The sequence below is a fragment of the Brevibacterium sp. 1718 genome, assembly GCF_051131255.1.
In the GTDB taxonomy this organism is placed as follows: Bacteria; Actinomycetota; Actinomycetes; order Actinomycetales; family Brevibacteriaceae; genus Brevibacterium; species Brevibacterium sediminis.
The window spans coordinates 2,809,757-2,823,512 of the sequence record NZ_CP186550.1; the positions used below are offsets into that span (position 1 = coordinate 2,809,757).

The window sequence follows — 13,756 nt, forward strand, 5'->3', positions numbered from 1 at the left end:
CTCCCAACCTACTCCCCTGTCAGTGCGTTCCACATGAACCGGTAGCTCAGCGCCCGGGTGAATGCGGTCTGTTCATTGTCCGAAGCGGCGGAATGTCCGCCTTCGGTGTCTTCGAAGAACCACACGTTCTCGATTCCGTCCGCCTGCATCCGGGCGGCCATCTTTCGTGCCTGCACCGGCCCCACCCGATCATCCGACGTGGCCGTCCAGAACAGCACCGGCGGATAGGCCTGACCGTCCTCGAGGAGGTGGTAGGGAGAGAACTCTCTGATGAACGCCCAGTCCTCGGCCACGTCCGGGTCTCCGTACTCGGCCTTCCACGAATAGCCGGCGCTGAGCTTCGTGTATCGGGCCATGTCCAGCAGCGGCACTCCGCAGGACACAGCACCGAAGAGCTCGGGATACTGGGTGAGCATATTGCCCACCAGCAGGCCCCCGTTGGATCCGCCGGCACAGGCGAGCGTCTGGGGACTCGTCACGCCGCGGGCGATGAGGTCGCGTGCCACGGCCGAGTGGTCCTCATAGCAGCGCATGCGGTTCTCCCGCATCGCCGAGGTGTGCCATTCGGGTCCGTATTCGCCTCCGCCGCGGATGTTCGCGAGGACATAGACGCCTCGGCGACCTGCCGGAAGGGTTTTGCCGGTGGTGCTCCGGCTGAGCCAGCCGATGCCGACGACGGGTGAGTATCCGGGAGTGCGGCTGACTTCGAAGCCGCCGTAGCCGTCGAGCAGGGTGGGATTCTCTCCGTCGAGCGGGAGGTCGTCGGCTCCGATCTGGAAGTACGGGATCTTCGTTCCGTCGGCGCTGGTGGCGAAGTGCTGTTCGACGCTCAGCCCTTCGGCATCGAACATCGCCGGTGCTGACTTGATCACCTCGATGGTGGGCTCGTTCGTTCCCGCAGCTTCGTCCGAGGGGCCCAATGTGCCGTACGACAATGTCGAGGGCGTGAGGAAGCCGGTGCTGACCATCCAGAAGTCGTTGGCGGTGGCCGGGTCGTACTTGTCGACCGCGCCGAGGCCGACCATATGGTTGGCCGGGACTCCGGGCAGAGCGGATTCGGCGAAGTCGTTGTTCAGGTCGAGGACCGTGAGCTTCGACTGCACGTCGGCGAGCAGCTCGAGCACGAGGTAGTCCCGGGTGAAGGTGAAGGACTGCAGGGAGGTGTGGGCGTCGGGGGTGAAGATCACGCGCGGAGCGATCTCGCCTGCCTTGACCGCATCGATATCGGCGATGGCGAGGCCGCCGGCGGCCACCTCGGTGGTGGCGGACGTCCACGTCGACTGGGGTCGGAAGAGCACGAGGTCGCGCTCGAAGCCGACCTCGACGTCGGTGGGGACGTCGACCTTGTTGAGCGCGTCGGCCCATGCCGTCGGTTCGACTGACAGCGAACCGTCTGCGCTCGTGATGTCGGCGAGGTCGAGGAAGCTCATCGTCGAGTTGAAGAAGTCGATGGCGTCGATGATGACGGCGCGGTCGGTGGCCTCGGTGTCGGGGCGGATGTCGCTGCCGACGAAGATCGCCACGTGGTCGCGTGGCACTTCGGCGACGATCGGGGCGTCGTCGAGGTTCTGACCGCGGCGGAGCGCTCGGGCTTGGCGTGGGTAGGACGAGGTCGTCAGTGAGTCGGCGTCGGTCTCGGTGGCGACGAGCACGGTGTCGTCGTCGAGCCAGGCCAACCGTGTCTTGGCGGCGGGGATGTCGAAGCCGCCGTCGACGAAGGCGCGGTCGTCGAGGTCGAATTCGCGGACTCGGTGTGAGTCGCCTCCATCCGGGGACAGGAGGACGAGTGCGCGGCGGTTGTCGCTGCGGCGCACCATCGCTCCTGACCAGACCCAGGCGGTGTCTTCCTCTGCGGCCAGTTCGTCGAGGTCGAGCAGCACCTCCCAGTCGGGGGTGGCCGTGCGGTAGCTGTCCCAGGAGGTGCGTCGCCACAAGCCCTTCGGGTTCGTCTTGTCCCGCCAGAAGTTATAGAAGTGGTCCCCGCGTTTGGTGACCATTGGGATGCGGTCGTCGGAGTCCAGCGCAGTGCGCAGATCACCGGAGATGTCGTCGAAGAGGCCGTCGTGAAAACGTTCGAGGGTCTTCGCGTTCTGGTCCTTCACCCAGGCGATCTGCTCCTCGCCGTAGATGTCTTCGAGCCAGAGGTTTTCGTCGTCGGGCAGTTCGGCGTTCACCGTCGAGACCGCCTTCGAGGAGTCTTCTTCACGCATGCTCCCATCCTAGTGACCGCCGCCGACGCGGCCACGTGTCGCCGCTGACGAGAAACTGTTCTGCCGAGGATTTCTCACCGCGGGCTGCGGAACATGACCAAGCCGGGGTGCCCGTTGGGTGCTTCGGGCCCGTGGCCGAGTTCGGTGAAGCCGAGTTCCTCGTAGAGCCGTCGTGCCGGGCTGTCGATATCGTCGGTCTGCAGCCAGCAGCCGAAGCGTCCGACCTCCCCGATCCACGCCTCGAGAGTGCGCCGTCCCAGTCCTCGTTCGCGCCGGTTCGGATCACGGGCGAGCAGGTTGAGAGCGAAGGTCGATTCGAGTTCGGTCGAAACCTCGCCGAGGCGGCGCTGCAGTTCGAAGGCCCACGGATATTTCTGTTCTTCCCATTTCCAATGGTGTCCGTAGGCGAATGAGCTCAGCCGGCCGTCGGGCTGGGTCCGGGTCAATGTCATGAGGACCTGCCCGTTGCGGACGGAGACTTCGTAGACGTCGGCGAACACTGCCGCAAACCTCGGGTCCTCGTTCAGCGGCGGCTCGGCGGCAGCGGCCCCATAGACTGCTTCGACCTCGTCGCGGGGCGGGAGGACTCCGGCGATTCCCGGCCCCGAGGGCACGCCCTGCCACAACGGACCCATTCCCATCGGCATCCCCCACACGATTTCGACCGCGGGAACGTCCGCCTGGCCGGAGGGCGCGATGTGGTCAGCGGGCGACGACTGCCCGTTGAGGTCGTTCATGACTATCACCATAGTCCCGTGACGGAGCGGGCAGTTGAACTTTCGGTGACCACTTGTCATCGCCTCGGCAGACTCGGTTCACAGCCTGCCTCTGTGTTCGAGGATTGCGGCGCACAGGAGTTCTTCGGTGGGACTCATCGGGCGTTCGTCGGCATCGAAGATGTCGATTCCGATGGTCGACCCGCCGACTTCGACGGTTGCCGGCTGCGAGGTCCGGCGGACGTACCGCCATGGAATCAACACCGAAAACTCGTGTTCGGCTTCATCTGGTGAAGCACCGTCACGGTCGTTCGGGGGAACGGCACGAGCTCTGTCGTCCGGCGGCGCGGCACGGGTTCCCTCGCCGGGCGGCGCGGCACGATCTCCGTCACCGGGCGGCGCCGTCGCCTCCGCTGCTTGAACGGGCCCTCGTCCCGGTTCGGGGCCATAGTCTCGTCCCGGCTCGGGACCGTGTTGTCGACCGGGAAGTTGCTGCCGTTCCCGATCGTGCTGCTGATCAGGAGGATCCTGTTGGCCGGGGCCATGCCTCGCACCGAGTCCCCCGTCCTGACCGGAGGCGCATCCGGGATCGGGACCGCTGAGTGGTTTGGTGCGGGTTTTGTAGTGGTGACCGGTCGGTGTGACGACCTCGAGGGAGTCGGCAGTTGCCTTGTGGCGCCACCCGCTGAGCTCTTTGAGATAGTTGCAGGCGGCGCACCGTCCAGAGGCGTTGTCCCACTCGGTTTCGCCGCCGCCGGCAGCCGCGTCGGCATGATCGGCGTGCTGGATGGGGGCCTCGCACCACGGCGAGCGGCAGACGTCGTCGCGGAAGACGACCATGCGTCGAAGCAGCCCGGAGAATTCCCTGCGGCGCGAGTCCAGCCTCACGAGCTGCCCGTCTTCGGGCCGAGTGTAGAGCCTGCGGATGAAGGTGGCGGCCTCGTTCTCGGCAACGACGGCCCTGGCGGCTTGTGCCGGGATCGGGCCGACTCCGGGGAACCATGCCGATTCTTCCCCGGGCCCGAACAGACTGCTGTCCTGCATGATGAGGTGGACTTCGGTAGGCACTGCCGCAGCAGCAGCCTGCCCGGTCAGCCGCTCGACCAAGAGGTCGGCAGCGATCTGATTCTGGCCACGGCCGTCGGCGTTGCCTGCGGCGATGGCAGTCTGCGCCGACTTCTTGAGGTTGACGAATGCGGCGACAGCCTGCGACATCGGCAGCAGAGCGGTCAGGTAAGCCATATTTCCCGGTGCCGGACGCACGCTGACCGAGCGCTCTTCGACACAGCGCTCGAGGTGGTCGACCGCAGCCTGCTGATCGAGCCTCTGTGCCAAGGCCCTCACTTCGTTGCCCAGTCGCCTGACACCCACCTCGGCTAGGCGTCCGGCCATCCGCTCGTCGAGCTCGTGCTTCTTCTCCCGGGGAAGCCAGTCGGATTCCTTTGCGACCGTGCGGGCCTTCTCCTCCGAGATGTCGCCACCTTTCATCGCCCTGTAGACATTGGGCAGATCCAAGAGCAGGGTCCGAGAGAATTTGAGCAGCGCGTTGCCACGGTGCCGGGAGACCTTCCTGGCCAAGCCGATCTCCGCACCGACTCCGAGACCCTGCTTCTTGCTCGGTATCCCGTCTTCGGCTTCCCGATTCCTGCGGTGCATATCGAACGTCAGGGTTTCGCGGGCCTGCGCGGCGGCACAGGCGGAGGTCAGCTCCTCGAGAGCCGAGATACGATCGATCGCTTCTTCCTCGGTCGCAGCCGGAGGCAAATCGGACAGGCTGTCACGCCACCGAAGGATCTCGGTGAGTGCGTCTGGAACCTGCTTTGCCTCCATGCTCAGAACATTACAGTCCGGCTCTGACACGAGAGTTCACCTGGAAATCTGTCCAGGTCAGACGCCCATGGAGGCAGATCGGGCGCTGACCTCAATAAGGCGGGGACAGTGGCACTTTCGACTGAATGCTCCGTTACTCCTGCGGCCGGATCAGCCCGACTCCCGCGGCCGGATCAGCTCAGTTCTTCGCCGGTGGTCTCTCGGGCCAGGAAGCCCATGAGCAGCACGGCGACGACCACAAGCGCGCCGGTGAGGACGAACGTCAGCGTCAGTCCGAGCACGGGCCACATGAACGCACCAAAGACGATCGGGGCGAATCCTGTCGCCAGTCGAGACGCTGCCGACGCCCATCCGAATCCGGATCCGCGCAGGCGGGTGGGATAGAGCTCGGAGACGTAGGTGTAGAGCGTCGGGATGGCGATCTGGATGACGAAGCCGAACCCGATGATCGCAGCCTTCGCAGTCCAGGTGAGGTCGGCGCCGGAGGCTTCGATGAACACTGCCGATCCGACGAGGAGGATCGCGGCCACGATCGACGAGACCCCGAGCACCCATTTGCGACCGAATCGCTCGACGATGAGCGCGGAGACGATCACACCGAGGATGCCCACCGCTGTCATCGACCCGGTGACGAGGAATGCCGCCTGATCGGCCAGCCCCTGCTTCTTGAGGATCCCCGGCAGCCATGTCAGCGCCGCATAGTAGACAAGAAGGACGGAGACGAACAGCGACCAGGCGACGAGAGTCGTTCTCGCGGAATGCTGCCACAGCTGCACCAGCTGACCACTGGCCGCACGCAGCTGCCCACCTACCTTGGGCTCTGCACTCGAGGTCGGCGTCGCAGCAGCCCCTCCGACCGGCTCGTGTGTCCACTCACGCACGTCGGCGCCGGTGCGCTCGACCAGTCGCTTGATGATCGCATCGGCCTCTGCGTAGCGGCCGACCGAGGCGAGATAGAGAGGTGATTCCGGAATCCCGAAACGCACCGCCACCGTCAACAGAGCCGGCACGATCATGACGAGCATGATCAGGCGCCAGTCCCCGAAGCCGAGGAGGTAAGCCGACACGAACGCACAGAGCGAGGCGCCGATCGGCCACCAGCCGTCCATAGCCGTGAGCACGCGTCCGCGGTGACGGCTGGGAGTGAACTCCCCGACGAGGGCGTAGTCGACGGGGATACATCCGCCGAGCCCGAATCCCGCAAAGAAGCGGAAGAGGATGAACCACCCATATGCGGGCGCGAAGGCTCCGGCGACGGTGAAGATCGAGAACACAAGGAGCGTGAGAGTGAAGGCCTTCTTCCGACCGATGACGTCGGCGATGCCGCCCCAGATGAAGGCACCAAGTGCCATGCCGATGAGGTTGGCAGTCGCGATCCAGGCGGCCTGGCCGACGGTGAGACTCCAATAGTCGCTGAGCAGCGGAATGAGGAATCCGTTGAGGGCGACGTCCCATGCGTCGAACATGAAACCGAGCCCGCCGATGATGAAGATGGCACCTTGGGTGCGCCACTTCCATGGCAGGTGAGCGATGACTTCGGAGGCTGTCGGTACCGACGCCGAGGTGGTCGTGTGCACGAAGACACAGTACCCCATTTAACGCACAGCTGAGTAAAATAACTGCCGACCGGTCACCCGTAATCAACGGCTCCGCAACAGCAGACGGACTGACACAAAGGGCCGGACTCCGCGATCATCGCGACGCCCGGCCCTCCAGAGCCCCGCCCCTCAGGCCAGCCGCACGAGCCAGTTGTTCTTGTCCTCGACGCGTCCGTACTGGATGCCGAGCAGCGTCTTGCGCAGCTCCATGGTCTTCTCACCGGCCTCTTCACCATGGTCGATGGTGAAGTCTTCGCTGACGAGCTTACTGATCGGCGTGATGACCGCGGCGGTGCCGCAGGCGAACGCCTCGACGATCTCGCCGCTGGCCGCGCCCTCGCGCCACTCCTCGATGGAGATCTGACGCTCTTCGGCCTCGAGTCCGAGCTGAGGTGCCAGTTCGAGCAGAGAACGGCGGGTGACGCCGTCGAGGATCGAATCGCTCAGCGCCGGGGTGAGCAGCTTGCCGCCCCTCGTCACGAGCATGAGGTTCATGCCGCCGAGCTCGTCGATGTACTTGTTCTCCACCGAGTCGGTGAACAGCACCTGCTGGCAGCCCTTGGCGGCCGCCTCGTTGGTCGCCACCAGCGACGATGCATAGTTGCCGCCGCACTTGGCGAATCCGGTGCCGCCCGCGCCGGCGCGCTTGAGCTTCGGCGAGAGCCAGATCGACACCGGCTTGATGCCGCCGGAGAAGTAGGGTCCGGCCGGTGAGGCGATGACGTAGTAGTCGACCTCGTGGCTGGCCCGCACGCCGAGGAACCGCTCCGTGGCGATCATGAACGGCCGCAGGTAGAGACTCGACTCATCGGCGTCCGACTCCGGCGTCGGAACCCATGCCTGATCGAGGCTGACCAGGTGCTTGAGCGAGTTGATGAAGTCCTCTTCGGGCAGCTGCGGCAGCGCGAGACGCTCGGCAGACTTGTTGATGCGCGCGGCATTGCGCTCGGGTCGGAACGTCCATACCGATCCGTCGGCATGACGGTAGGCCTTGAGCCCCTCGAAGATCTCCTGGGCATAGTGGAGGACGGCGGCTGCCGGGTCGAGCAGCAGCGGACCATACGGCCGGACCTCGTGTCCCTGCCAACCGTCATCGATCGTATAGCGGATGTGCGCCATGTGGTCGGTGAAGTACTGGCCGAAGCCGGGATCCTTCTTGATGTTCTCGCGCACCAGCTCGGGTTGCGGCTGGAGGTTCTTAAGAACGGTGAAATCTGTCATGAAAACTCTTTTCTCACTTGTGATGAGTGACACTTTCAGGGTAGTCCATCACCCGGCGCTCGTCGCACCGGGGTGATGTCGTCAAACCTGAAATCGGGTGTCGCTCGGTTGGGTTCATCCTCGCAGAGGTGACCCCATGGTTGCCCATCCGCCCCCTCGCAGAGGTGACCCCGTGGTCACCCACTCACCCCTTCGCCGAGACGGTCGATCCGGTCAGCCGATGCGTGCCGCGATCGCGTCGCCCACCTCGGCGGTGGACCGCTTCGTTCCGTCGCGCTCGGCGAGGTCGGCCTCCACGGCCGTCTCGATCGCCTTGGCCACGGTCTCGAGCCCCAGGTGGGAGGCCATGAGCGCCCCCGAGAGGATCGAGGCGGTCGGGTCGGCGATCTGCTGCCCGGCGATGTCCGGAGCGGATCCGTGGATCGGTTCGAACAGGCTCGGCGCCGTGCCTTCGACGTTGAGGTTCCCCGAGGCTGCCAGACCGATTCCGCCGGTGACCGCGGCTGCGAGGTCGGTGAGGATGTCACCGAAGAGGTTGTCGGTGACGATGACGTCGTAGCGCTCGGGATTCGTGACCATGTAGATCGTGCACGCATCGGTGTGCTCGTAGTTGACGGCCACCTCGGGGAATTCCTGCCCGACCTTCTCGACCACGCGACGCCACAGGTGGCCGGCGTGGACCATGACATTGTGCTTGTGCACGTAGGTGAGCTTCTTGTTCCGCGCCTGAGCACGGGCGAAGGCATCGCGGACGGCGCGCTCGACGCCGTACCAGGTGTTGACCGAGACCTCGGTCGCGACTTCCTGTGGCGTGTCCGTGCGCACGGAACCGCCGGATCCGGTGTACGAGCCCTCGGTGCCCTCGCGGACGACGACGAAGTCGATCTTCCCGGGCTCGGCCAGCGGGCTGGTGACTCCGGCGAACAGCTTCGAGGGACGCAGGTTCACCGCATGCCCCAGCCCGAAGCGCATCTTGAGGATGACTCCGCGCTCGAGCACGCCGGAGGGCACGGACGGATCTCCGCAGGCGCCGAAGAAGATGGCATCATGTTCACGCAGCGATTCGAGCTCTTCGTCGGTGAGCGTCTCACCGGTCTCGTGATAGCGCTGAGCACCGACCTTGTAATCGGTGAGCTCGAGCTCGACGGGCTCGCCGGACACCTCGATGGCGCGCTTGAGGACTTTGAGGCCTTCGGGGACGACCTCGTTGCCGATTCCATCTCCGGGCATGACTGCGATTGAGAACTTCATGCTCACAGAATAAGACTCAATCTCACGATACAACTACAGCGTCTTACAATGTGAACCGTCGTCTGCGCCGTCGCGGAGGGGCGGAGATGCAGCGACGTCGGTGCAACAGTGGCGCGAACACTTCGGACGACGACCGCCGCACCCGCCGCTGCCCCGCGCTCCGTGTGCCGACATGAACAAATTCACGTCTCAATCACTGTTCTCGGCTACACATCCGACGCCGCAGGGACGAAAATGGAGACAGCACCCCAAACCCCGTGGGGGCCAACCGCAACCAGCCCCGAGAGAAAGTCGATCATTGACCGAAATCATCCGCAACGCCCGCGCCGCAGCTCTGCCCGCCAAACTCTCCCGGTCCTGGCTGCTCGTCAATGCTGCGAGGGAGGAACTGTTCACTCCTGCGCAGACCTCGGAAGCGGATTCCGTCATCTTCGACCTCGAGGCTTCTGTCGCCGATGACAAGAAGATCGAAGCCCGCGACAATGTCGTGCGCGCCCTCGACTCGGGAATGTCCGCCTGGGTGCGGATCAACAAGATGGAATCCGAGTTCTGGGCCGACGACCTCGCCGCCGTCGCCATGCTTCCGGGCCTGCGCGGAGTCATGCTGCCCGAGACCGAACGCCCCGAGCAGGTGTCCTACACCGCGATGCGCGCGAAGGCCGGCCTGCCCGTGCTCGCCCTCTTGGAATCGGCCCGCGGAGTGGAGAATGCCACCCGCATCGCCGAGGCGCCCGGCACCTTCCGTCTGGCCTTCGGCACCAATGACTTCCGCAAGGACACCGGCTTCTCCGGCGATCCGATGGCTCTGGCCTATGCCCGCTCACGCCTGACGATCGCCTCTCGCATGGGCGGCCTTCCCGGACCCATCGACGGCCCTTCGGCCGCCGATGCCGATGATGAGAAGGTCTGGGCCGATGCCGAAGTCACACACATGATGGGCATGACCGGAAAGCTCGTCCTCACCGTCGACCAGGTCAACACCCTCAACGAGGCCATGAGCCCGAGCGAAGACGAACGCGATTGGGCCCGCCAGATGCTCGAAGCCGCCGAAGGCGGATCCGAGATCACCGACGGCTCCTATCTGCCGCGCCTGGCCCGCGCCAAGAAGATCGCGTCCATGGCCGACGCCTACGGTCTCTGGAACGCTTGAGCCGACAGCCGCCTTGGCTGCTGTGGGCAACACTGCCCGCCGTCCTGCTCGTCATCGCCTTCGGACTGTGGCTGCATCTCGAGCGCATCGGGCCCACCCCGGTCGATCAGTCCTGGTTGGAGTTCGTCGGCCTCGATAGAGGCTCGGTGCCGTATTGGATCGCCGTCGTCCTCGCCGAGGTCGGCGGCGGCACGGGTGTGGTCATCTGCACCGCGTTGCTCACAGGCGTCTTCGTGTTGCGCAGACGCCTGCGCTCGGCGCTCTTCCTCGTCACCACGATGCTCGCCGGCATCGCCGCCTCGGAGATCCTCAAGGCCATCGTCACCCGGCTGCGCCCCGGCGACCAGCTCTACGAATCCTTGGGGTTCTCCTATCCCTCGGGGCATTCGATGGGCGCGGCCGCACTGGCCATGAGTCTGGCCATCATCGCCTGCCGCCGTCATCAGCTGCGCGGATCGACAGCCCAGGAAGCACAAGCACAAGCACCGAGGATGGGCTTCCATTGGTCGTTCATCCTCGCCGGGATCTGGATCCTCGGCATGATGTGGTCTCGGACAGCGCTCCAGGTCCATTGGCTCACCGACACGATCGCCGGCGCCTTCATCGGCATCGCCGTCGCCGTTCTCGTCGACGAATTCTGGACCCTGACAGCGCAGAGGACCCGTTCACCCCGCTTCGCTCTGTGGCTTGCGGGGTGAACGGGTCTTCTGCTGAGGGGCTCAGTCCTCCTGGAGCGAGACGCCGGTGAAGGCCGAGGCGTTCACGGCACCGGCCACGGCCTTGACGACCTCGTCCGAGACGACCGAATCCACGGCGAGCACGGACAGCGCCTCGTTGCTCGTCGATGCAGGCGAGACCTGCATTCCCGCGATGTTGACGTTGTTCGCACCGAGTGCCAGACCCAGCTGACCGATGATTCCCGGACGGTCCTCGTAGCGGAAGATCAGCAGGTTGTCGGTCAGTTCGATCTCGAGCGAGTAGCCGTCGACCTCGGTGAGCTTCTGCACGAGCTTCGGACCGGTGACCGTGCCGGACACGGAGATGCGCTGCCCGGTGCTCGTCGTCGCGGTCAGTCGGGTGATGTTGCGGAACGATTCGCAGTACGGATCGGTGACGAGCTCGACGCCGATTCCACGCTCTTCGGCCAGCAGCGGAGCGTTGACATAGGAGACCTGATCGGACACGACGTCCTTGAACAGGCCCTTGAGCGCGGAGAGCTTGAGGACGGAGACGTCCTTGTCGGCGATCTCGCCGTTGACCTCGACCTTGAAGTGCGTGACCGAGGAGTCCGCCAGAGCGTTGACGACCCGGCCCAGACGCTCGGCCAGGGGAATGCCCGGGCGCACATCCTCGTGGATGGCGCCGCCTGCGACGTTGACCGCGTCGGGGACGAGTTCCCCGGCCAGGGCCTTGCGCACGGACTTCGCCACGGCGACGCCGGCCTTCTCCTGGGCCTCATGAGTCGAGGCGCCCAGATGCGGGGTGACGTTGACGGCATCAAGATCCATGAGTGCCGAGTGCTCCGGCGGTTCGACGTTCCAGACGTCGATTCCGGCACCGCCGACCTCGCCGTTGGCCACAGCCTCGGCCAGGGCTGCCTCGTCGATGATGCCGCCGCGGGCGACGTTGATGAACCGGGCTCCGGGCTTGGCGGCTTTGAGCTCCTCGGTGCTGATCATGCCGACCGTCTCCGGCGTCTTCGGCATGTGCACGGTGACGAAGTCGGACACGGCGAGCAGACCGGGCAGGTCGAGGACCTCGACGCCCATCTGAGCCGCGCGGGCCTGGGTGATGTAGGGGTCGTAGCCGACGAGTCGCATGCCGAAGGCCTTCGCGCGTTCGGCGACGAGTCCGCCGATGCGGCCGAGGCCGACGATGCCCAGGGTCTTCTCGTAGAGTTCGACGCCGGTGTACTTCTTCCGGTTCCACTCCCCCGCCTTCAGCGAGGTGTTTCCGGCACCGAAGTAGCGAGCCGAGCCGAGGATGTGGGCCATCGTCAGCTCGGCTGCGGAGATGATGTTCGACGTGGGTGCGTTGACGACCATGACACCCGCCGAGGTGGCCGCGGGGACATCGACATTGTCGAGTCCGACGCCGGCGCGGGCGATGACCTTGAGTTTCTTCGCAGCGTTGATGGCTTCGGCGTCGACCTGCGTGGCAGACCGGACGAGGATCGCATCGGCGTCGGCGATGGCGGGCAGGAGCTGGGATCGGTCGGCGCCCTCGGTGTGACGGATCTCGAAGTCTCCTCCGAGAGCTTCGATGGTGGCCGGTGACAGTTCTTCGGCGATGAGCACGACGGGCTTGGGCACTGATTTCCTCCTGTTGCGTCCGGGACGCGTCCACCTTATGAGACTTTCAGGATTCCTTCACAAGGTCTCAGATTCTGGGAAGAATCGCTCAACAGACCGTTCGGGTTGCTCAGAATCCGCGGCGTGCTCAGAATCCGTTCGGAGAATACGGTGCCCGACCGAGGCTGAACATTGCGCTGGCGAGTACGGCGGATCCCGGCGTCTGCTCATCGATGCGTCCGGCCCGCGCGAGGATGACGGGATCGGCGCCGCCGAGGTACAGGGACCCGAGCTCGGCGATGCCGAGCCCCAGGTCTGCCGGCGTCGAATCGGAGGCAGGGGTCACCTCGGCGCTCTCACCATCCGAGGTGATCGTGAAGCGTCCCCCTGCGAGGTCGAGGGAATCGTCGATGTCGATCGTCAGCGTTCCGGGCACGTACCAGGGCCGGGCTTCGAGTGCGGCCTTGACGTCGAGGATGCGGATCCAGATATTGTCCTCGCTCGCGACGGTCTTCACACGCCTGGAATCGGTGAGCAGCCACGGCAGCGGGGAGTATTCGGCGGACTCGCCAAAGGTCACGCGGGTCGACAGGTCGATGGCGGCGAGGAACGACCATAGGGAGGCGTAGGCCGCATCGGTGACGGCCACGAAGTCGATGATGTCGACGGTCGGCGGGGTCTTCGACCAGCCGGCGAACTTGTAGGACACATAGCCGTCGGGCTCGCCCTGTTCGTCGAAGTGCAGGGCCGCGCGGACGCCGCGGTCCTCTTCGCCCGTCTCAGTGTTGAGGGCGCCGGTGGCGCGTTCGATGTAGGTCTGCTGGCGCTCCATCGCCCCGGGCGAGGTCCGCATGAAACGGTCGTAGATCTTCGGAGCGAGTTCGCGCAGCTCGCTGGGCAGACACATCTCGACACGGCGATCGGGTTCGCGGACCATTTTGAAGCCGGGAGAGGTGTCGACCTCGATCGAACGCAGCCAGGTCGCCACACCGAAGCCGAAGCGCGAGTAGATTCCGCCTTCGGTCGCGGTCAGTGCGGCGAACGGGTAGCCGGCCGCCTTCGCCTCGGCGAGGTCCGTGGTCATCAGCGACCGCAGCAGACCGCGCCGCCGGTGGGTCGGTCGCACCGTGATCCAGGTGATGAGGTGACCCGGGACCAGCCGACCGCCGCCGACGTTGACGAGTTTTTCGAACCAAGCGAAGGTCGCGACCGGGATCGACGAATCCAATCCGTGGCCGAACTCCTGGTCGGCGTAGACGGCGGTGAGCTTGCGCCCATCGGCGATCGCCCGCTTCACCCTGCCCACCAGGGCCGCATCCGTCGAACGCGGGTCGTGGAAGCCCACACTCGTCGAGGCGAAGTACGCCTTGGAGCGCTCATCCGGCTCGCCAGCGGCTTCGTCGATGGTGGGCTCGAAGTCTTCGAATCTGTAATTCGTCACACATCCACAGTAGTCCAGATCACCCTCCATGCCCACGAATGATTGCGC

The 13,756-nt window shown here is 65.2% G+C and carries 10 protein-coding genes; 2 read left to right on the forward strand and 8 right to left on the reverse strand.

What is annotated here, in order from left to right:
- Nucleotides 1–8: 8 nt before the first annotated feature.
- The 6 genes from ACOZ9V_RS12655 to ACOZ9V_RS12680 form a co-directional block, all read right to left on the reverse strand.
- Complete coding sequence (locus tag ACOZ9V_RS12655) at nucleotides 9–2,210, reverse strand: prolyl oligopeptidase family serine peptidase (protein ID WP_434590545.1); 2,202 nt, start codon at nucleotides 2,208–2,210, stop codon at nucleotides 9–11.
- A 74-nt stretch (nucleotides 2,211–2,284) separates the two neighbouring features.
- The gene (locus ACOZ9V_RS12660) at nucleotides 2,285–2,947 is read right to left on the reverse strand and encodes a GNAT family N-acetyltransferase (protein ID WP_181271652.1); all 663 of its coding nucleotides are present in this window, start codon (nucleotides 2,945–2,947) and stop codon (nucleotides 2,285–2,287) included.
- A gap of 78 nt (nucleotides 2,948–3,025) precedes the next feature.
- Nucleotides 3,026–4,756, reverse strand: a complete 1,731-nt coding sequence (locus ACOZ9V_RS12665) for a DUF222 domain-containing protein (RefSeq protein ID WP_434590549.1) — start codon at nucleotides 4,754–4,756, stop codon at nucleotides 3,026–3,028.
- Between the two features lie 173 nt (nucleotides 4,757–4,929).
- Nucleotides 4,930–6,333, reverse strand: a complete 1,404-nt coding sequence (locus ACOZ9V_RS12670; RefSeq protein WP_229664104.1) for an MFS transporter — start codon at nucleotides 6,331–6,333, stop codon at nucleotides 4,930–4,932.
- 150 nt (nucleotides 6,334–6,483) lie between these two features.
- Nucleotides 6,484–7,575: a branched-chain amino acid aminotransferase gene (locus ACOZ9V_RS12675; RefSeq protein ID WP_434590552.1), complete on the reverse strand. Its 1,092-nt coding sequence runs from the start codon at nucleotides 7,573–7,575 to the stop codon at nucleotides 6,484–6,486.
- 213 nt (nucleotides 7,576–7,788) lie between these two features.
- Nucleotides 7,789–8,826 (reverse strand): 3-isopropylmalate dehydrogenase, encoded by a 1,038-nt coding sequence (locus ACOZ9V_RS12680; RefSeq protein ID WP_434590555.1) that lies wholly within the window; start codon nucleotides 8,824–8,826, stop codon nucleotides 7,789–7,791.
- A gap of 298 nt (nucleotides 8,827–9,124) precedes the next feature.
- Here ACOZ9V_RS12680 and ACOZ9V_RS12685 point away from each other — a divergent pair, with 298 nt between their 5' ends.
- Together ACOZ9V_RS12685 and ACOZ9V_RS12690 are read left to right on the forward strand one after the other, a co-directional pair.
- On the forward strand, nucleotides 9,125–9,976 hold the full coding sequence (locus ACOZ9V_RS12685) for an HpcH/HpaI aldolase/citrate lyase family protein (protein ID WP_139468861.1): 852 nt from the start codon (nucleotides 9,125–9,127) through the stop codon (nucleotides 9,974–9,976).
- The gene (locus tag ACOZ9V_RS12690; protein ID WP_376906217.1) at nucleotides 9,973–10,674 is read left to right on the forward strand and encodes a phosphatase PAP2 family protein; all 702 of its coding nucleotides are present in this window, start codon (nucleotides 9,973–9,975) and stop codon (nucleotides 10,672–10,674) included. The genes ACOZ9V_RS12685 and ACOZ9V_RS12690 overlap by 4 nt, the downstream gene beginning before the upstream one ends.
- 21 nt (nucleotides 10,675–10,695) lie before the next feature.
- Here the strand turns inward: ACOZ9V_RS12690 and serA are convergent, their stop codons facing one another.
- Both serA and ACOZ9V_RS12700 read right to left on the reverse strand, forming a co-directional pair.
- On the reverse strand, nucleotides 10,696–12,288 hold the full coding sequence (gene serA, locus ACOZ9V_RS12695; protein WP_172171209.1) for a phosphoglycerate dehydrogenase: 1,593 nt from the start codon (nucleotides 12,286–12,288) through the stop codon (nucleotides 10,696–10,698).
- A gap of 127 nt (nucleotides 12,289–12,415) precedes the next feature.
- Entirely contained in the window at nucleotides 12,416–13,708 is a 1,293-nt protein-coding gene (locus ACOZ9V_RS12700; RefSeq protein WP_434590559.1) for a GNAT family N-acetyltransferase, read from the reverse strand.
- Between the last annotated feature and the right edge of the window lie 48 nt (nucleotides 13,709–13,756).